We start from the raw sequence: 18,783 nt of genomic DNA, 5'->3' as shown, positions 1-18,783 counted from the left end.
CGCTTCAGTCCGTTAATAAAGCGTCGTAGGGCGCGGCCGAGCCCGCAGGGCCGACACGACATCACGCTGCTGATACGTGCAACGTGTCCACCATAGCGGACGAGCGACGATGGTGCCGACGGTACGCACCGCGAGATAGATCCTCAGTATCGCAGCTCGTCAGCAGTCCATATGGACATTCCGACACATCACGGCTCTCACCCCTTTTGGTGAGTCAGGGAATCGATGGACATTTTTCGTATGCGCGCGTTCTTTCGTTTGCGGCGGTTGGAATTGGGTTTTCGTCGCTGGCGCGCGTCGCATCGGAAATTCGAGTACGAACATGCGCTCCGCTCGGAGCTGTTCAGTGCCGATCAGATGGAGCGCCATGGCGGGCAACTGGCGCGGCAACATCAGCTCAGTCCCGACTCGGAGGCCGATGGCCTGCTGGCCCGCCTGGCCGACAACGAAGCCATTCTGGTCAGCAGCTGCGAAATGCTCACTGCTGCAACGCTGACCAGCCGGCGGGTGACGCCGGCGGCGGAATGGCTGCTCGATAACTACTATCTGATCGAAGAGCAGATACGTACCGCGCAAAAGCATCTACCCAAGGGCTATAGCAGGGAATTGCCGCGTCTGGCGAACGGGTCATCGGCCGGCCTCCCGCGTGTCTACGACATCGCGCTGGAAACCATTTCGCATGGCGATGGCCGGGTCGATAGCGAAAGCCTCAGCCGTTTTGTCGCTTCCTATCAGGCCGTCACACCGTTGACGCTAGGTGAATTGTGGGCCATTCCGATCATGTTGCGGCTGGCCTTGATCGAGAACCTGCGCCGGGTTGCGGCACGCGTCATTGCCGATTGGAATGACCGCAACCTTGCCGTCGACTGGGCCGAGCGCATGGCCGAGGTCGCCGAACGCGACCCCAAGAGCGTCGTGCTTGCTGTCGCCGATATGGCGCGCTCCGATCCGCCCATGGCGAGTTCGTTCGTGGCCGAGCTCGCTCGCCGGTTGCAGGGCCAGAGCCCGGCGCTGGCCTTGCCGCTTACCTGGATCGAGCAACGGTTGTCCGAGGCGGGGCTGAGCATCGAACGCCTCGTGCAAGTGGAGGCACAGCAGCAGGCTGCCGATCAGGTGTCGATCAGCAACAGCATCAACAGCCTGCGCCTGCTGTCGGCGACGGACTGGCGTGATTTTGTCGAAAGCACGAGCGTGGTCGAAAAGGTGTTGAGCGACGACCCGACGGGTGTCTACGGCACCATGGATTTCTCGACACGCGACCATTACCGGCACGTCGTGGAAAAGCTGGCGCGCTGCAGCCCGCTCTCCGAGGAAGCCGTGGCGTGTGCCGCCGTGGAATTGTCCAGAACCCACGCGGCACGTAGCGCCGGCAACCACGCGCGTAACCACGTGGGGTTCTATCTGATCGACAAAGGGCTGCCGCAGCTCAAGCGACACATCGACGCGCGTACGAGCCTGGGCGATACCTGGCAACGTGTGCTGCAGCGGGCACCGCTATCGATGTACCTCGGGTTGGTCGTGCTGCTGACGGCGTTGCTGGCCTTTCCGTTCCTTGTCGCCGCGCACGAAAACGGTTGGCGGGCCGCACTCATGGGCTGGCTGATCTTGCCGACGCTGTTGATGACCAGCCGCCTGGCTATCGGCCTGGTGGATCTGCTCGTTACATTGACGATATCGCCCAGCGTGCTTCCGCGCCTGGATTTCTCCGAGGGTGTGCCCGCACATGCGCGCACGCTGGTGGTCGTGCCCACGCTGATCGCCAGTGTGCGGGATATCGACGATCTGACCGAAGGCCTGGAGGTCCGCTTTCTTGCCAACCGCGACATGCACCTGCACTTTGGTCTGCTGACCGATTTCATGGATGCACCGGTCGAAGTGAAAGACGAGGACGAAGCGTTATTGCTTCATGCGCGTGAATGCATCGATGCCCTGAACAAGAAATATTCCGATGCAGTAGAGGATCGCTTTTTCCTGTTCCATCGTCCTCGTCGCTGGAATCCGGCCGAGCAGTCATGGATGGGTTACGAGCGAAAGCGCGGAAAGATCTCGGAGCTCAACGCGCTGCTGAGCGGCTCGGGTCAGGAGCGCTTCTCGCTGGTCGTCGGCGATATCGCCGTGCTGACGCATGTGCGTTACGTCATCACGCTCGACACCGATACGCAGCTTCCCAGGGATGCGGCGCGGCAGTTCATCGGTGCGATGGCGCACCCGCTCAATATGGCGACATACGACGCCCAAAAGCGTCGGGTCACGTCGGGTTACGGCATTCTGCAGCCGCGTGTCGGCATCAGTCTGCCGAGCACGGCACGTTCGGCCTATGCCGAGTTGTTCGGCAGCGAGGCCGGCATCGATCCCTATACGCATGCGGTGTCCGATGTGTATCAGGACATGTTTCAGGAAGGCTCGTTCATCGGCAAGGGCATCTATGCGGTCGATACCTTCGAGCAGGCTATCGAGGGCCGTTTCCCGGATAACCGCATCCTCAGTCACGATCTGGTCGAAGGCTGCTATGCACGCTCCGGCTTGCTCAGCGATGTTCAGCTCTATGAGGAATATCCTTCGCGCTACAGTGCGGACGTCAACCGTCGCCATCGCTGGATTCGCGGCGACTGGCAGCTGCTGCCTTGGATCTTCCCGTGGTCGCCGACCCAGCACGGTGGTATCGAACGCAATCCGCTGTCTGCGTTATCGCGCTGGAAGATTCTCGACAACCTGAGACGCAGCCTGGTGCCGCCGTCCACCCTGATCCTGCTTCTGGTGGGGTGGATCTGCGTGCCGCAGGCGTTCTCGTGGACCGTGGCCATTCTTGCGCTGGTGCTGATCCAGCCGCTGCTGGCATCGTTGCTCGAGCTGTTTCAAAAGCCGCATGACGTTTCGCTCGATCAGCATCTGACGGCGGCGACGCGATCGTCGACCCAGCATTTCACGCGTGCCGCGTTGGGTTTGATCTGGCTACCGCACGAGGCGTTCTACAGCATCGATGCCATCGCGCGGACATTGTGGCGCATGCTGGTCAGTCGGCGCCGGTTGTTGCAATGGAATCCTTCGCGCGAGGTGGAGCGGACCAGCACCAATGCCCTGCGCGGGCTTTATCGATTGATGTGGATCGGTCCCTTGCTCGGCGTATTGGCGGCGGCATGGCTGCTGTCGCGGCCGGCCTCGCTGGCTGTGGCGAGTCCGTTCCTGGTGCTTTGGTTGCTGTCCCCGGCGGTCGCCTGGTGGATCAGCAGGCCATCGTCGCGAAAGGTATTTGTACCGGACCCGATGGAGAAGCGGTTCCTTCATACGCTATCGCGCAAGACCTGGGCCTTCTTCGATGTGCACGTGGGTGAGCAGGATCACTGGCTACCGCCGGACAATATCCAGGAACAACCCACCGCGGTAACGGCGCACCGGACCTCGCCGACCAATATCGGCATGTCCTTGTTGGCGCATCTGGCCGCCTACGATTTTGGCTACCTCAGCGCGGGGCGATTATTGCAGCGGGTGGGCGCCACGCTGGAGACCATGGGCAGACTGGAGCGGCATCGCAACCACTTCTATAACTGGTACGACACGCTCACTTTGCAGCCCTTGCCGCCGCAGTACGTTTCCACCGTCGACAGTGGCAATCTCGCGGGCCATCTGCTGACCCTGCGACCGGGTCTGTTGGCGCTTGCCGACAGCCCGGTATTCGAGGTTCGCCAGCTTTCCGGTCTGAGCGACACCGCGGACGTACTGCGTGAAGCCTTGCTTGCGGCTTTAAGCGATCAGAACATGCACGCCTGGCAGCACGAACTCGACGCGGCATTGTCCGCGCCGCCGACATCGTTGACTGCGGCGGTGACGTGCATGCATACGCTGCTCCATCAAGCCGAACATCTCGCCGGGAGCATCGACGCACCCGAAGGCAGCGATGTCGCGTTCTGGCGGCAGGCTCTGCTGACGCAATGCCGGGATATCCTGGGCGAACTGGAGCTGTTCGTGCTTCCGCCAGGTCGCAGTCATGCCACGAGCCTGCCGGACATGCCGACATGGCGGCAACTGGCGGAGCTCGATGCCGGTGCCTGGGTCGATGCCAGCGCGGCAGGCGTCGCCGAAGTGCGCCGGCTTGCCGGTGAGCGCGTTGACAGCGCACGACGCCTGGCCGAGCTCGCCGGCTCGTTCGCGATCATGGATTTCAGTTTCCTCTACGACAAGCGTCGCGATCTCTTCTCGATCGGCTACAACGTCGACGAGCGCCGGCTGGATGCGAGCTACTACGACCTGCTGGCATCGGAGGCGCGCCTGACCAACTTTGTGGCGATCGCGCAGGGGCAGTTGCCGCAAGAGGGCTGGTTCACTCTTGGACGCCTGCTGACCACCACCGGCGGCGTGCCGGTGCTGCTGTCCTGGTCCGGTTCGATGTTCGAATACCTGATGCCGCTGCTGGTCATGCCGAGCTACGAGGGTACGCTGCTCGACCAGACCTGCCGCGCCGCGGTAGCGCGGCAGATCGAGTATGGACATCAGCTGGGCCTGCCCTGGGGCGTGTCCGAATCCGGTTACAACGTGCTGGATGTGCAGCTCAATTATCAGTATCGCGCGTTTGGCGTGCCGGGCCTGGGACTCAAGCGCGGCCTGGGCGAAGACATCGTCATTGCGCCCTATGCGTCCGCGTTGGCCATGATGGTGGCGCCTGAAGCGGCTTGCCGAAACCTGCAGCGGTTGACGGCCGAAGGCGCGGCAGGGCGTTTCGGTCTGCATGAAGCGATCGATTACACCCCGGCTCGTTTACCGCGAGGACAGACCTCGGCGGTGATTCGTTCGTACATGGCCCATCATCAGGGCATGAGCCTGCTGTCGCTGGCCAGCGTCTTGTTGGATCGGCCGATGCAGCGACGGTTCGAGTCCGATCCGCAGTTCCAGGCCACCACCTTGTTGCTGCAGGAGCGGTTGCCGAAGACCGCTGCAGAATATCTGCATGCATCCGGTTTCTCCGCCGTCGACACAGCCGTGCGCGTAGCCGAAACCAAGTTACGGGTCTTTACCGACCCGGATCGGCAGCGGCCCTCCGTGCAGCTTCTCTCCAACAGCCGCTATCACGTGATGGTGAGCAGCGCCGGCGGCGGCTACAGCCGTTGTCGCGATCTGTCGGTGACGCGCTGGCACGAAGACATTACCTGCGACAACTGGGGCATGTTCTGCTATCTGCGGGATGTCGCCACCGGCGAGTTCTGGTCCAGCACGCACCAGCCGACCTTGAAGCGGCCGGAGAGCTACGAAGCGATCTTCTCCGATGCGCGCGCCGAGTTTCGCGTGCGTGCCTGCGATTTCGACGCGCATACCGAAATCGTGGTGTCGCCAGAGGACGACATCGAGCTGCGCCGCATCCGCGTCACCAATCGCGCACGCGTGCGGCGGACCATCGAGATCACCAGCTATGCCGAAGTGGTGCTCGCACCGGCCATGGCCGATGCGATGCATCCGGCCTTCAGCAACCTGTTTGTGCAGACCGAGCTGGTCAAGTCTCTGCAGGCGATTATCTGCACGCGCCGGCCGCGCGAGGCCCAGGAAGCGGTACCGTGGATGTGTCATTTGCTGGCGGCGCACGGCTGCGATGTGGATGCGATCTCGTATGAAACCGACCGCGCGCGTTTTATCGGCCGTGGCCGCAGCATTACGTATCCGGCGGCGATGGACGAGCCGCTCGATGTGCAAGGCCTGCTCTCCGACAGCGCCGGTTCGGTGCTCGACCCAGTCGTTGCGATCCGCTGTCGCATTACGCTCGATGCCGGACAGTCGGCGACCATCGATTTCGTCTCTGGCGTCAGCGATAGTCGCGACGGTTGCCTGTACCTGATTAATAAATATCGCGATCGACACTTGGCAGACCGCGTGTTCGACCTTGCCTGGACGCATAGTCAGGTCTTGCTGCGCCAGCTCAATGCGTCGTTGTCGGACGCGCGGCTGTACGAACAGATGGCCGCGTCGATCATCTACGCCAATGCGTCGCTGCGCGCCGGAGCAGCGGTGCTGATCGAGAATCGCCGCAACCAGTCGGGTTTATGGGGTCAGTCGATTTCCGGCGATCTGCCGATAGTCCTGCTGCAGATCACCGATTCGTCCAATATCGAACTGGTGCGCCAGCTGGTGCAGGCGCATGCCTATTGGCGTCTGAAAGGCCTGGCGGTCGATCTGGTGATCTGGAACGAGGACCATGCCGGTTATCGCCAGCATCTACAGGATCTGATCATGGGATTGATCGCTTCGGGCATCGAGGCCAGCCTGATCGATCGCCCCGGTGGCATCTTCGTACGCCCCGCACAACAGCTGTCGCGTGAGGACCGCATTCTCATGCAATCGGTCGCGCGGATCGTCATCAGCGACACGCGCGGGAGCTTGTCCGAGCAGGTTCATCGCCGTCGTGCCGAAAAGCCGCTGCCACGATTCGATCCAAGCCGCATATCCATCATGCAGACGGCGTCGGAACCGGCAGCGGTATCGGAGCCTGCGCAGGAGAAACTGATTCTGCGCAATCCTTACGGTGGCTTCACCGCCGACGGCAGCGAATACGTCATGACGTTGCAGCCGGGCAAGGCGACACCGGCTCCCTGGGCTAACGTGCTGGCCAACCCGCTGTTCGGCACCATCGTTTCGGAAAGCGGTGGTGCCTACACCTGGAGCGAGAACGCACACGAGTTCCGCTTGACGCCGTGGGCCAACGATCCGGTCGGGGACATCAGCGGCGAGGCGATTTACCTGCGCGACGAGGAGAGCGGGCACTACTGGTCGCCGACGCCGATGCCGCGGCGCGGTACGGGCGCCTATGTGGTCAGGCACGGCTTCGGTTACAGCGTGTTCGAACATCAGGAAGATGGCATTCGCACCGAGCTATGGGTGTATGTCGCGCTGGATGCGCCGATCAAGTTCTCCGTACTCAAGATTCACAATGCATCGGGCCGCCCACGTCGACTGTCCGCCACCGGCTATGTCGAATGGGTGTTGGGCGATCTGCGCGAGAAATCGGCCATGCATGTGGTGACCGAGGCCGATCCCGTCACCGGTGCCCTGTTTGCACGCAATGCCTATCTGATGGACTTTCCCAGTCGGGTGGCGTTCTTCGATGTCGATCAGTCCGGCTGTAGCGTCACCGGCGACCGCAGCGAATTTCTTGGTCGCAACGGCAGCCTGCGCGCGCCGGCGGCAATGGCGCAGGCGCGGCTCTCCGGTCGCGTCGGTGCCGGCATGGACCCTTGCGGAGCCATGCAGTTCGGTTTCGATCTGGACGAAGGCGCCAGCCACGAGATCGTCTTTCAGCTGGGCGCGGGATATGACGCCAAGACGGCGACCGAACTGGTACAACGATTCCGTGGCACGGAGGCGGCGGCGAACGCGCTCGAGGCCGTACGCATGCACTGGCGCTGGACACTGGGTCGGATACAGGTGGACACGCCCGATCCGGCGATCAACGTCATGGTCAACGGCTGGCTGATGTATCAGGTGATCGCCTGTCGATTCTGGGCGCGCAGCGGCTACTACCAGTCGGGTGGCGCGTTCGGTTATCGCGACCAGCTGCAGGACACCATGGCGATGATTCACGCCACGCCGTACAACGCACGTCAGCATCTGTTGCAATGCGCGGCTCATCAGTTCCCTGAAGGCGACGTACAGCACTGGTGGCATCCACCGCTGGATCGCGGAGTGCGCACGCAATGTTCCGATGATTACTTGTGGCTGGCGTTGGCCACCAGCCGCTACGTGCGTGTTACCGGCGATACGGGCGTGCTCGACGAGCAAGTGGGCTACATCGATGGCCGACCGCTCAATCCGGGCGAAGAGTCTTATTACGATCTGCCGGGACACTCGCCCTTGCAGGAGACGTTGTATCGGCATTGCGTGCGGGCCCTGGAGCACGGCATGGCGCGAGGTGTGCATGGCTTGCCGCTGATCGGTAGCGGCGATTGGAACGATGGCATGAACCGTGTCGGTGAGAAAGGAAAAGGCGAGAGTGTGTGGCTCGGTTTTTTCCTGTACGACACCCTGGAGCAGTTTGCCGATATCGCGCGGGGCTACAACGATGCAGCGTTTGCCGACCGTTGCCAGGAGCAGGCGTCGCTGCTGCGCGACAATCTCGAGCAGCACGGCTGGGATGGTGACTGGTACCGACGTGCCTATTTCGATGACGGCACGCCGCTGGGATCAGCGGCGAACGACGAATGCCGAATCGATTCGATCGCGCAGAGCTGGTCGGTGCTGTCCGGCGCCGCCTCCGATCAGCGCCGACGTCAGGCGATGGCTTCGCTCGATGAGCATCTTGTCCGCCGCGAGGCAGGGCTGATTCAACTATTGGAACCGCCGTTCGATCGTTCGGCGCTCGACCCTGGCTACATCAAGGGCTATGTGCCGGGTGTGCGCGAGAACGGCGGGCAATACACACACGCGGCGGTATGGGCCGCCATGGCGTTCGCCGCGCTGGGCGACAGCACGCGGGCGTGGGAGCTGACGCGCATGATCAACCCGGTCAGCCATGGCGACAGCGCGGCGGCGATCGAGGTCTACAAGGTCGAGCCGTACGTGGTGGCCGCCGATGTCTATGGTGCCGATCCGCATATCGGTCGAGGCGGCTGGAGCTGGTACACCGGTTCGGCAGGCTGGATGTATCGCTTGATCGTCGAATCCCTGCTGGGCTTCCATCTGCAGGGGGAGCGTTTGCAGATTCGCCCCGTACTGCCGGCGGAGTGGACGATATTCGAGCTGCGCTACCGGTTTCGTGAAACCGATTATCACGCCACGGTGTGGCAGACCGCGGCGGGCACGGGTTTACAGCAGATCGCGGTAGATGGCGTGATTCAGGACGGGGACGAGATCGTATTGATCGATGATGGGCGCGATCATCTGATCGAGATTCATCATCGGCGTGGCGGTTAGGTACGGTGCGACGGCCGCGACTTCAGGGAGTCTCCAAAAGCCTTTCCTATTCGTCATTCCGGCCTTCGCCGGGATGACGACAAAACTGAGGTTATTCGAGGTTCCCTTCAGTCGCGATGCTCTGCTGCCCAGCCCCAAGCCACTCGCCCTGAAAACCAGCGCGCCGCAACCCGTCCACAAACCACGAACAGTTCTTGGTGAGCTGCCAGACCATCCCGCTGAGATGATTCTCGGTCATCAACACGATCGGCCCCAGGTTCAGTCCGAAATGCCACGGCGATATCCAGCCGCAACGCGCGTGGCTGCCAGGATAGGTGGCATTGAAGCTCGCCCTGAAGCCGTACTCATGACAATCGTGTATCTGCAGCGTGTGGACGTAGTGGTGAATCGATGGCAGTACGATCTCCGGCGCGAACGTCAATGAGGCAACGACTGCCCACGGCGAAAGCGTGCCGTCGTCGAGGCCATACGGTGCGCCGCGTCCTTCGTAGTCGTAGAAACGCCGGACGATGCCCGCGATGCGGCGCGTGGACGGGCCGGGCCCATCGCTGGCGGTAATGCCCCAGGCCTCGGCGCCATAACCCCTGTAGCCAAGGGGATTGTCGATCGCATAGCGTTGCTGGATCAGCGATGCACGGCGGCTGTTTTCCGCGTAGTCGATGCCTTGGGTCTGCATGAAAGCATCCTGGATGCCGCGAAAGTCGATCCAGACATGCGACAGCTGGTGTGTGAACAGTGGACCGCAATAGAGATAATCCAGGTCGTAGCAGCGCTTCCATTCGTAGGTTGACGTCCAGGCCTGGTACGACGCGGCGGGAATGGGGTGGCTCGGTGAGCCTAGGGCCAGCACATACAGCAGCAGGGCCTCGTCGTAACCTTCCCAATAAAAGTGCAGGAACCCGCTTTCCGGCTTCCAGCCGTGGCGTATCGTTCCGCTCTCGCCCACTAGCCACGGCCAATCGGCGCGACGATAAAGCGCTTCGGCCAGCCGGCGAATCTCGCGGTGATCGGCACTGTCGTCGCTGAAATACGCAGCCGCGGTCAGCATGCCCGCAAGCAGGAAGGCGCTATCGACGGTGGACAACTCACATTGCCAGGCGCGCGTGCCGGTAGCCATGTCGAGAAAGTGATAATAAAAGCCGCGGTGACCGGTGACATCCGGCTCGGGGCCTTGCTTGCTGTTCCAGAAAAATCTGAGTACGGCCAGCGTGCGTTCCACAGCCGCATCGGCCGTCATCATGCCGCGTTCGACCGCCACCGGATAACACGCCAGCGCCAGGCCGGTGGCTGCAATACTGGCGGGCCAACCCGGTGCGTTCTTGTCGCGCACGAGACCGGTTTCAGGGTGGCTTTCGGACAGGAAGTAAGCGAACGCTTTTTCCTGGATGGACAGCAGGTCCTGGGTTTCCGTGCGATGACGCAGGAGCATTGTCGGCCTATGCGTTGCAGCTGATGTGCGAAGAATCAGCGGGAGCAAAGCATGCCGGTTGAGCGGTTAGTGTCACGTGATGCAAAACACGCATATCAGCTATGGTTACAGCCCGAATGCCGTGGGTCGATATCCCTGTGACACCAGGGGAGTCGGCCATGCGTTTCACCGTCAAGCTCAAGATCCTAGCCACGATGGCATCGGGCTTTGCTATCGCGATCATCGTGGGCGGTATCGGCCTGGCGGCGCTCGATCATACGTTCGACGACCTGGACCATATTTTCCATCGCAACCTGCTGCCGGTCGCGCAGGTGGGCGATGTTCGCGCCGCGATCGCCACCGAGCGCGGTACGGTCAGCCGGGCATTGCTGTTCGGCACGGTCGACGCAGCGAACGACGCGATGCGGAAAGTGGCGGCGATCGAGCAGGACATGGACACCCGTTGGCAGGCGTACCTGAAACTGCAAGCGGACTCGCCCGAGGGCCTGGCGGTGGCCAAGCCGTTTACCGATGCGCGTGTCGTGGCAGCGCCGCTGGTGACCCGGAGTCTCGCCTTGCTGGCCGCGGGGCACCGCGATGAGGCGTCGGCGCTCGCGCTGCATGAACTGGCGTCAGCGTTCGACGTGGAAAGCGTGGCCATTCTGCGCAACGTCACGTTCAACGCCAAACAGGCCGGTGAGCAATACGCCGCCGCACAGCAGCGTCACAAGCGCACGGTCTACATAAGCATCGCGACGATACTGATCGGGATGGTCGTCCTGCTGATCGCCAGCCTGCTGCTTGTTCGTGCGGTCATGGCGCCCCTTTTCAGTGCCCGTCAACTGGCGGCCAGCATCAGCGCCGGTACGCTCGATAACGAACTGGTCATTGCCGGCAACGACGAGCTGAGCGATACCTTGCAGTCGCTCGCCTCGATGGACAGGACGCTTACGACGGTGGTCGGTCGCGTGCGTGGCAACGCCGAACAAATGAGTCTGGCGGTGCGCGATATCGCCCAGGGCATCGACGATCTTTCCCGTCGGACGCAGGAGCAGGCCGCGTCGCTGGAAGAAACGGCAAGCTCGATGGATGAGATGTCGGCTTCGGTCAGGCAAAACGCGGAAGGCGCACTGGCGGCAAGCGAGTTGACCAGGGCCTTGCGTGGCGATGCCGAGCAGGGCGCGCTGGTAGCGCAGTCGGCCACCGATGCGATGGCGCAGATTCTGACGGCCAGCCAGAACGTTGCCGAGGTCGCCACGCTGATCGACGGCATCGCGTTTCAGACGAATATTCTTGCGCTGAACGCCGCCGTAGAAGCGGCGCGCGCGGGCGAGCAAGGCCGCGGCTTCGCCGTCGTGGCCACTGAGGTGCGCCAACTCGCGCATCGCAGCGCGACGGCCGCACGCGATATCAAGGCGATGATCGCCGATGCCAGCGATCGCGTGACGACCGGTGCCGAGCTCGTGCAGCGCACCGGAGCATCGCTGCAAGGCATCCATGGCGGAGTCAAGCGTGTTGCCGATATCGTGGCCGAGATTGCCGCGGCGTCGCAGCAGCAGTCAGCGGGAATTGCGCAGGTCAGCGATGCGATTACCGCGCTGGACGATGTGACCCAGCAGAACGCCGCATTGGCCGAACAGGCCAGCGCCGCCAGTCGTACGTCGCTTGAGCTCGCGCTTGATTTGACGCGGCAGGTGGCGTTCTTTCGGTCTTCACATGATGAGGTGGCCGCACCCGTTGAGGTGCACATCGAACAACCTCAACCTTCATCGTCATTCCGGCGAAAGCCGGAAGCGATTCCTCAGCGTAGTTACTTGCCACACGCTGTCTAATAAGCCGATGACTGAGGGATGGGTGACCAGCTTCGCTGTTGCAAAGCGCTTCCGGCCTACGCCGGGATGACGAGTAGGCGAGGTTTTTGACACACCATCAGCAATTGCTCAACACAGTGCGCGTCGGAAAAGCAGATCGATCAAACCACCGCTCGCGTTCATCGCGGCACCCTGGGCTGCCCATCGCGAACTTGCGGCAGATCTCCGGGCGTTGTTCGTAGATCGTGCAGCGTGAGGTATTGGGATCCACCGCCTTGCACCAACCATCACGGCCCTTGGCGAGCGTTTCCATGCCTTTTTCATCGCGATGGACCAGCCACCCGGGCACATGATCCTCTGGCATCAGTACAACGGTCAGCCGGCAGCAAACGGCCTCACAGTCGCTGCACTGCACGGACGGATCGACGCTCTCGGCGTAGGGATCAGGGGAAATGCTCATAACGTTCGACTCGCGTTCACTGCCGCACAAAAAAGGTCGCCGGTTCGCGATGGTCGGAACTCGGTGGGCGTCAGGTCACTGAGGTAGCCACCAAGCCTTGGTGGCCCCCGGGCACTTGGATTTGGCCTGGAGCATGTCATGCGCTCGTCGCCATGGTTTGGCGGCAAACGAGAAACAATCCGCGTGCAGCATAACGGCTACCACGGAAAGAATGTGTCAATTGAGGTGAATACGGGCGATTTGTGCCGCTAGCGGAGGGATTTCAGGCCGCTATGTGCGAGATTCGCCTTTTCATCGGCGATCGCAATTTGCTGCGTGACGGACTGCGCCAGGTCGGTGCCGGCATCCAGGAGCTGCAGCAGATGCCGCCAGGTGGCGGACGCGGCGGCATAGTCTTTTTGCTGGAACTGGCTGATGCCGACCAACCAGAGCGCACGTTGATTGTCCGGGTCGAGCGCGATCGCCTGTTCGAGTAGCCGGCGCGCGGCGGTGTCGACGGCATAGCCGGCTTGCTGCGACATATCGGCCTCGACCCAGCCGACCATGGCGACAGTGTTTTGCGGGTCCAGCGTCAATACCTGTGCATAGGCGTCGCGTGCTTCCCCGACTCGTTGAGCCACGTCGTCTTCGTGAGCCTTATCCAGCCACTTCTGGATGTCCTGCTGTTTCCGTTCGACGGATGCCCCGATCGTGATGTTGCGAGCGCTCTCGTCCAGCGCAGCCGGCGAGCCGAGGTGTGCATAGAGATAGATCGCAGCCGCCGGCAGCAGCACCGCGATGGCGACGATCGTGGCGAGTAGATTTTGCGAGTGCTGATGCCGGCGATTCGCTTTTATCAGCGGATAGATCAACGCAAACAGCGCCAACGCGATCATCGCCGCGGCGATGACGTAGAAAGTCATGTTCATCGCTCAGGGTTTGATCTTCTGTTGATTACGCAAAGCGGCGACCGCGGATGCCGCATTTACCTGAAGCACGCCGTTGGAAACCTTGCTGCTCTGAATCAGCAAATCATGCAGCGTGCGTGCATCGAGCTTCGGTGCGATCGACAGCAGCAAGGCGGCGATGCCGCTGACGTGCGCCGCCGCCATGGACGAGCCGGAGGTGAAGTCGTATCCGCCGCTGGGCTGGGTCGTCAGGATGTCGTTCCCCGGTGCGCTCACGATGCCCGGTGGTGCGGCCGATGGATTGCTCGATCGCACCACGATCACCCCGGGTGCGCTGCCCGGAAAGCCGTTGGCGTTCCCGTCCGGAGGCATGGCCGCGATCACGATGCGGCCCTGGCTCAGCAACTGCTCCAGCAGCCTGTTCAACAGCGGGTCGGCAGGGCCGCCCAGACTGAGGTTGATGATGCGCGTATCCGTATCGATCAATGCCGCCAGCGCCTTGGCCAACGTGAAGGAGTTGCAATGGGCGCCCGCACTGTTGTCTGGCGCATACCAGCATGCCTTGTAGACGCTCAACACGGCCTTGGGCGCGATACCCACGATGCCCTGGCGATTGTCGCCGACCGCGGCGATGATGCCGGCCACTTCGGTGCCGTGGTGATCGTGGCGGAATGCCGCGGTATCGTCGTCGACTTCGTTGGCCGTATCGCGAACGCGCCCGAGCAAGTCGGGGTGTGTCGTATCCACACCGGTATCGACGATGGCCACATGCACGCCGTCGCCCTGGCTGAGGTTGTGCGCCAGCGCGGCGTCGGTTTCGACGAAGCCGCGTTGCAGATCGGCATAGGGGTCGTTGTAGTGATGCGCGTCCGCCGATTTATTCGGATTCGTTGTATCGGAATAAACCGAGTAGTCCTGCAGCGGTTGCGCCAGTTGCACTCGTTCGTCCTTGGCGAGTGCCTTGATCAAGGCATCCCGATCCGCTTCGGGCGGCGGTTGCAGCACGACGCAATAGACTTGCAGCGCCTTGATCGGCCAGCCGGTGACTTCGCGCAGACCGTAGGTTTTTTTCAATGACGCCAGGACGGAAATCGCGCGCTGCCCGGCACCGTAGTTCGCCGATGGCGTATAGCCGAGCAGGCTGGAGCCGGCATGCGTGGACGGCGGTGCGAGCGGGTTGGCAACAGCCACCACGATATCGCGCTGAGGGTTCATCGACGACACATGATCGACGGACGGACGAGCCAGACCTGCATGGTCGTCCGGGGTGGTGTTGGGGCGTGACGACGCGCAGCCGCCCAGAGCCAAGGCCCATCCGGCGAGCATGAGTACCGCGTACTTCATGGGGTATCGGTAACAGGCTCTGCCAGACGGATACCCCGTGTTGCGCGAAGTTGCTGCAACGTAGTCCGTGATGTCGACGCCGAGTGGGTCGGCACGACCGTATAGGCACCCACGTCATTGGGGCCTCCGACGACCTGCAATTGAAGCGTGCGCAGCAGTGCGTTCCAGTCGGCAAGCTTCATGGTTGCATCGGGCACGACATGGATCGCCCCCGGCGGCGCGGGAGACGAGTTGTCCTGGCTGAGCGTGTGGTACATCGAGCTATCGCTCTCCGACCATAGCTTCATGCCTAGCGCGCCGATACCCAGCGCCTGAATCAGTACCGCGGCGACCAGTGAGCGCGTCAGCCAGCCCGCCGAGCGAGCGCGCAGCGGTACGACTTGCGGCTCGGGCGCATCGAGGCGAGCGAGCAAGCGCTTCAAACCGACGTTGGCGTCGATGGCGATGTCCGAGGGCAACGACATGGCACGCCGCAAGCGACTCTGCTGCTCGAACTCCGCACGGCACGATTCGCAATCGGCCAGGTGATCCATCAGCCAGTGGCTTTGCTCGTGCGTCGCGCTCTGCTGCAGCACCCAGGGCATCGCCTCCCAGGCACGGGCACAGTCCCTGCCGGAACCCGTCGGGAACGTCATGACACGCTCTCCTTGGTGGCGCGTGATTCGCCGGCCAGGGCCGGCAGTACGTTGCGCAGTTTAACGCGTGCGTGGAACAGGCGTGCCTTCACCGTGCCAACCGGGCACTGCATGATGACCGCCACATCGTCCAGCGAATGCCCCACGCCATAAACCAGTTCGATCACGACCCGCTGATCTACCGATAGACGATCCAGACCCTTGCCCAGCCAGTCGCGCAGCTCGCGATCCTCGCCCGGATCGTGGGCAGGTGTGCGGTCTTCGGGTATGGCGTCGTCGTCCACGGGTTCGTCGCCGTGCTGCCGCAAAGCCTTGAGGCCGCAGCGATAGGCAATGCCCATGATCCAGGTGGAAACGCGTGAGTCGCCGTGGAAGTTGCCGGCCTTCTGCCATGCGATCCAGAAGCAATCGTTGATCACTTCTTCGATCACGTCGGGACGACGGGTCAGGCGGGACAGGAAGCGGCAAAGCCGCCCGTGGTAGCTGCGATAAAGCACCGACAGCGCGGTGCGATCGCCCGCCGACATGCGTTGGAGCAGCATGCGGTCGGTCGCGTCGGCGTCGATATCGGCTTCGTTCATAGGGTCGCAAGCAGGCGGGTGGGAGCGAGTTACCTGCGTAAGTACCCGTTCGAAGCAAAAAGGTTGTATCTAAATGAGAGGAGCGGTCAGAACGACCAGGACGCTGTCGCAACCCAGGGTGAGACGTCGGGGGTGCCTCGCCGTCCGACCGTTCCCGGGTCGGTCTGGATATGCTCCAGCTCCATCTGCCAGGGGCCACGCCGCCAGACCAGGCCGACATGGCCGTACTTGTAGTGGCTGGGGTGGTCGTAGGTATAAGGGGGGCGGGGGGCGATCAGCGTTTCGGCGATGCCAGCCCCGGCCGACAGCGAAACATCCCAGACCAGTGGCCAGTGAAAGTCGACGTCGGCAGCCGTTCGCGGGCGCTGGTTGCCGGTACGAAAGACATGCGCGGCCGATAACCCGAATGTCAGCACATCGCGGTATATCCAGCTGACGCCCAGCTCGGCGCGGTTATAGACGCTGGAACGGCTGTTGCCGGGGTAGCTGTAGTAAAGCAGGCCGGTCTGCATCTGCCAGTCGTTGGACAGCGACCAATAGCGCGATACCTGTGCCAGGGCCTCGACCACGTGATCCGGCGAACGTACTTCAGTGCTGCCCGACACACCCAGCGACCAGCCTGAGGCAGAGGTCCACGACAGCGCGCTCTGCAGCACCGGCGTGGAGGGCGTTATGGCCTGGCCGCGATCGACCAGTTGCGAACTGAGTGCGATGGTCCCGTTGATGCCGGTCGACTGCGCATGCGCCGGCAATGCCATGAAGCCCATCAAGGCACAAACGACAAGCGTGGCCCGACGTCGATGCGGAAGACCACGAATAATGCCAGTCCCCTTTGCCATCCTGGCCTGCGCCGGGATGGCGAGTGGTAAGTTTTCCGAGTGTCCCTCCAGTCGCACAAACGCCTTGCCGCGGCGGTGAACCGTCGCGGCAAGGCGCATCCCATAAACACAGACCCGGGATTGGCTGTGCAACATCACTTCATCATCAGTGAACGGTGCTCAGATAAGAAATCAGATCATCCAGTTGCTTGGCGTCGCTGAGGCCATCGTATTTCATTTTGGTACCCGGATCGGCCTGCTTGGCCGGTTGCGACAGATAACTGTGCAGCTTTTCCGGTGTCCAGACCCAGTCCGTTTTTGAGCGCAGGGCGTCGGAGTACTCATAGTCGGATATCGTCGCCGCCTTGCGTCCCACCACACCGAAAAGACTGGGACCTTTCTTGTTGCGCCCCTCCTTGATGCTGTGACACTCCGAGCATTCGGTCTTGAAGACATCCGACCCTGCGGAGGCATCGCCGGCCCGCGCGAGGGGGGAGGCCAGCACCCAACCAAGAACCAGCGTTGCGGTGCACAGCCCCAAAAATAACTTCGTCACTGTTGACTCCTTTGCGAGGTGTTAGAACGCTACGCTTGCCGAAACCGAGAACGCGTTCAGATCGCCGGGCTTGGTCTGCACCGCACCGAACGGAACGCCGAAGATGTTGTTCGTCACGCCGTTGAACTTGGTGAAGCGGAACCAGGTGGCCGAAAGCTTGAGGTTGGCGATCGAGGTGAACGAGTCCTCGCGGCCGAACGGTGTCCAGAACAAGGTGATGAGGTTGGCCGTGGTATCGGGATTGCCGAAGGGACCGAATCGAACCGCATCGCGGGTGCCGTTGCTCTGCGTGTGCGCCACTTGCAGGCCATAAGCCTGCTTGAACGTGTAAGTGGCGCTCAGGATCTCGTCGTGCAGTGCGCCTCGTGGCAAGGCGATGAGGCCGGTAGGGCCGACCGGGGTGGTGCCGTATTTGCGCTTCTCGAGAATATTGACGTACGACAGCTGGACGATGTTGTCCCGATTGCCGATGAACTGATAGGACAGGTCGTAGCCCAGGTCGAACAGACTGTCGCTGGGAGCAGTGCGAGGCAGTTGGCGCTTGGTCGTCAAGCCGACCACGCCGACCGAAAAGAACTGCCGCTTCATGTCTTTCATGTATGCGAAGCGGAAGTAGCCGGTATCGCTGATCTTGCCGGGGTCGCCGGAGATGTCGTAACCGAGACGATCCTGCGTTGAGGTCGGCAGCGTTGTATACGTGCCGACTTCACCATACCAATTGGCGTCGTACAGACCGTAGACGTTGGCGCCGATCACGCGGTTGGCCCCGTTGTTGGGGCCGGACAGACCAAGAAAAGTGCCTGTAGGTCCACTTCCGGTGACTGCTCCGATACTGTTTGCCGCTGGGAGCACGTCGACCGGATCGTCGAAGCCCGGGTTGTTGTTGACGCTGACGCCGAGCGTGAAGTCCTTGCCGCCGAGCTTGAGCTCCTTGGCCACAAAGCGCAGATCGAGATAGCTGAGCCGGGTGTTGTACGTATTGTTGCGTCCGGCGTAGTCCGCCTCGACCTTGGCATAGCCACCAAACTGGTCGGAGATGCGCCCGGCGATGTAAAGGTCGGCTTCGGTCAGGGCGGTGCTGCTGGGGCCACGCGCGGGCGCGCTGTGTGTCTCCGTCAGCTGGCCGGCGAGCGGAATCTTGACGCCATGCCCATCCGTATCGGTATAGCCATTGAGCTTGAAGCGCATGCCGTAGGGCGTGAGAAGGGGGCCATAGGAGCCGGCATGGCAGTCCGCGCAGGCCGAGCCGGTTTGTCGTGCGAAGGCCGGAATCGCTTGGGCCGCGGTGCTGGCCAGCAGCAGGAGCGCCGCCAGTCCACACCACAGGAGCATCTTCTTGGGCCGTCGCATCGTGCGTCGGTTCAGAAAGGACAGCATGAGATCTCCTTGCTTTT

The 18,783-nt window shown here is 62.2% G+C and carries 11 protein-coding genes; 2 read left to right on the top strand and 9 right to left on the bottom strand.

Features of this window, described 5'->3' with window-relative positions:
- Positions 1-225 precede the first annotated feature (225 nt).
- Positions 226-8,889 (top strand): glycoside hydrolase family 94 protein, encoded by an 8,664-nt coding sequence (locus QMG46_RS02925; protein ID WP_281850959.1) that lies wholly within the window; start codon positions 226-228, stop codon positions 8,887-8,889.
- 91 nt (positions 8,890-8,980) lie between these two features.
- Here QMG46_RS02925 and QMG46_RS02920 read toward each other — a convergent pair whose 3' ends face one another.
- Positions 8,981-10,318: a glucoamylase family protein gene (locus QMG46_RS02920; RefSeq protein WP_281850958.1), complete on the bottom strand. Its 1,338-nt coding sequence runs from the start codon at positions 10,316-10,318 to the stop codon at positions 8,981-8,983.
- A gap of 158 nt (positions 10,319-10,476) precedes the next feature.
- Between QMG46_RS02920 and QMG46_RS02915 the strand changes: the two genes are divergently transcribed.
- Positions 10,477-12,129 (top strand): methyl-accepting chemotaxis protein, encoded by a 1,653-nt coding sequence (locus QMG46_RS02915; RefSeq protein WP_281850957.1) that lies wholly within the window; start codon positions 10,477-10,479, stop codon positions 12,127-12,129.
- 97 nt (positions 12,130-12,226) lie between these two features.
- On the opposite strand, the gene QMG46_RS02910 is transcribed toward QMG46_RS02915, so the two are convergent.
- The 8 genes from QMG46_RS02910 to QMG46_RS02875 all read right to left on the bottom strand — a co-directional run bounded on the left by QMG46_RS02910 (position 12,227) and on the right by QMG46_RS02875 (position 18,739).
- On the bottom strand, positions 12,227-12,568 hold the full coding sequence (locus QMG46_RS02910) for a YkgJ family cysteine cluster protein (protein ID WP_281850956.1): 342 nt from the start codon (positions 12,566-12,568) through the stop codon (positions 12,227-12,229).
- 248 nt (positions 12,569-12,816) lie between these two features.
- Positions 12,817-13,470, bottom strand: coding sequence for a tetratricopeptide repeat protein (locus QMG46_RS02905; RefSeq protein WP_281850955.1), 654 nt, complete (start codon positions 13,468-13,470; stop codon positions 12,817-12,819).
- A 9-nt stretch (positions 13,471-13,479) separates the two neighbouring features.
- Positions 13,480-14,799, bottom strand: a complete 1,320-nt coding sequence (locus QMG46_RS02900; protein WP_281850954.1) for a S8 family peptidase — start codon at positions 14,797-14,799, stop codon at positions 13,480-13,482.
- Positions 14,796-15,434, bottom strand: coding sequence for a zf-HC2 domain-containing protein (locus tag QMG46_RS02895; protein WP_281850953.1), 639 nt, complete (start codon positions 15,432-15,434; stop codon positions 14,796-14,798). Before QMG46_RS02895 ends, QMG46_RS02900 begins: the two co-directional genes overlap by 4 nt.
- A complete protein-coding gene (locus QMG46_RS02890; protein ID WP_281850952.1) occupies positions 15,431-16,015 on the bottom strand; it encodes a sigma-70 family RNA polymerase sigma factor in 585 nt (194 codons plus the stop codon). The genes QMG46_RS02895 and QMG46_RS02890 overlap by 4 nt, the downstream gene beginning before the upstream one ends.
- A gap of 86 nt (positions 16,016-16,101) precedes the next feature.
- Positions 16,102-16,773 (bottom strand): TorF family putative porin, encoded by a 672-nt coding sequence (locus QMG46_RS02885; RefSeq protein WP_281850951.1) that lies wholly within the window; start codon positions 16,771-16,773, stop codon positions 16,102-16,104.
- A gap of 226 nt (positions 16,774-16,999) precedes the next feature.
- A complete protein-coding gene (locus tag QMG46_RS02880) occupies positions 17,000-17,338 on the bottom strand; it encodes a c-type cytochrome (protein WP_281852795.1) in 339 nt (112 codons plus the stop codon).
- Between the two features lie 72 nt (positions 17,339-17,410).
- The gene (locus QMG46_RS02875) at positions 17,411-18,739 is read right to left on the bottom strand and encodes a cytochrome C (RefSeq protein WP_281852794.1); all 1,329 of its coding nucleotides are present in this window, start codon (positions 18,737-18,739) and stop codon (positions 17,411-17,413) included.
- Between the last annotated feature and the right edge of the window lie 44 nt (positions 18,740-18,783).

Origin of the sequence: Dyella sp. GSA-30, assembly GCF_027924605.1 — a bacterium.
GTDB lineage: Bacteria > Pseudomonadota > Gammaproteobacteria > Xanthomonadales > Rhodanobacteraceae > GSA-30.
The sequence above is the reverse complement of the archived record's forward strand: the minus strand, read 5'-3'. Positions and strand labels throughout refer to the sequence as shown.

Coding starts and splice junctions, on each gene's coding strand:
- QMG46_RS02925 (WP_281850959.1), top strand. CDS start 226: ATGGACATTTTTCGTATGCGCGCGTTCTTTCGTTTGCGGCGGTTGGAA.
- QMG46_RS02920 (WP_281850958.1), bottom strand. CDS start 10,318: ATGCTCCTGCGTCATCGCACGGAAACCCAGGACCTGCTGTCCATCCAG.
- QMG46_RS02915 (WP_281850957.1), top strand. CDS start 10,477: ATGCGTTTCACCGTCAAGCTCAAGATCCTAGCCACGATGGCATCGGGC.
- QMG46_RS02910 (WP_281850956.1), bottom strand. CDS start 12,568: ATGAGCATTTCCCCTGATCCCTACGCCGAGAGCGTCGATCCGTCCGTG.
- QMG46_RS02905 (WP_281850955.1), bottom strand. CDS start 13,470: ATGACTTTCTACGTCATCGCCGCGGCGATGATCGCGTTGGCGCTGTTT.
- QMG46_RS02900 (WP_281850954.1), bottom strand. CDS start 14,799: ATGAAGTACGCGGTACTCATGCTCGCCGGATGGGCCTTGGCTCTGGGC.
- QMG46_RS02895 (WP_281850953.1), bottom strand. CDS start 15,434: ATGACGTTCCCGACGGGTTCCGGCAGGGACTGTGCCCGTGCCTGGGAG.
- QMG46_RS02890 (WP_281850952.1), bottom strand. CDS start 16,015: ATGAACGAAGCCGATATCGACGCCGACGCGACCGACCGCATGCTGCTC.
- QMG46_RS02885 (WP_281850951.1), bottom strand. CDS start 16,773: ATGGCATTGCCGGCGCATGCGCAGTCGACCGGCATCAACGGGACCATC.
- QMG46_RS02875 (WP_281852794.1), bottom strand. CDS start 18,739: ATGCGACGGCCCAAGAAGATGCTCCTGTGGTGTGGACTGGCGGCGCTC.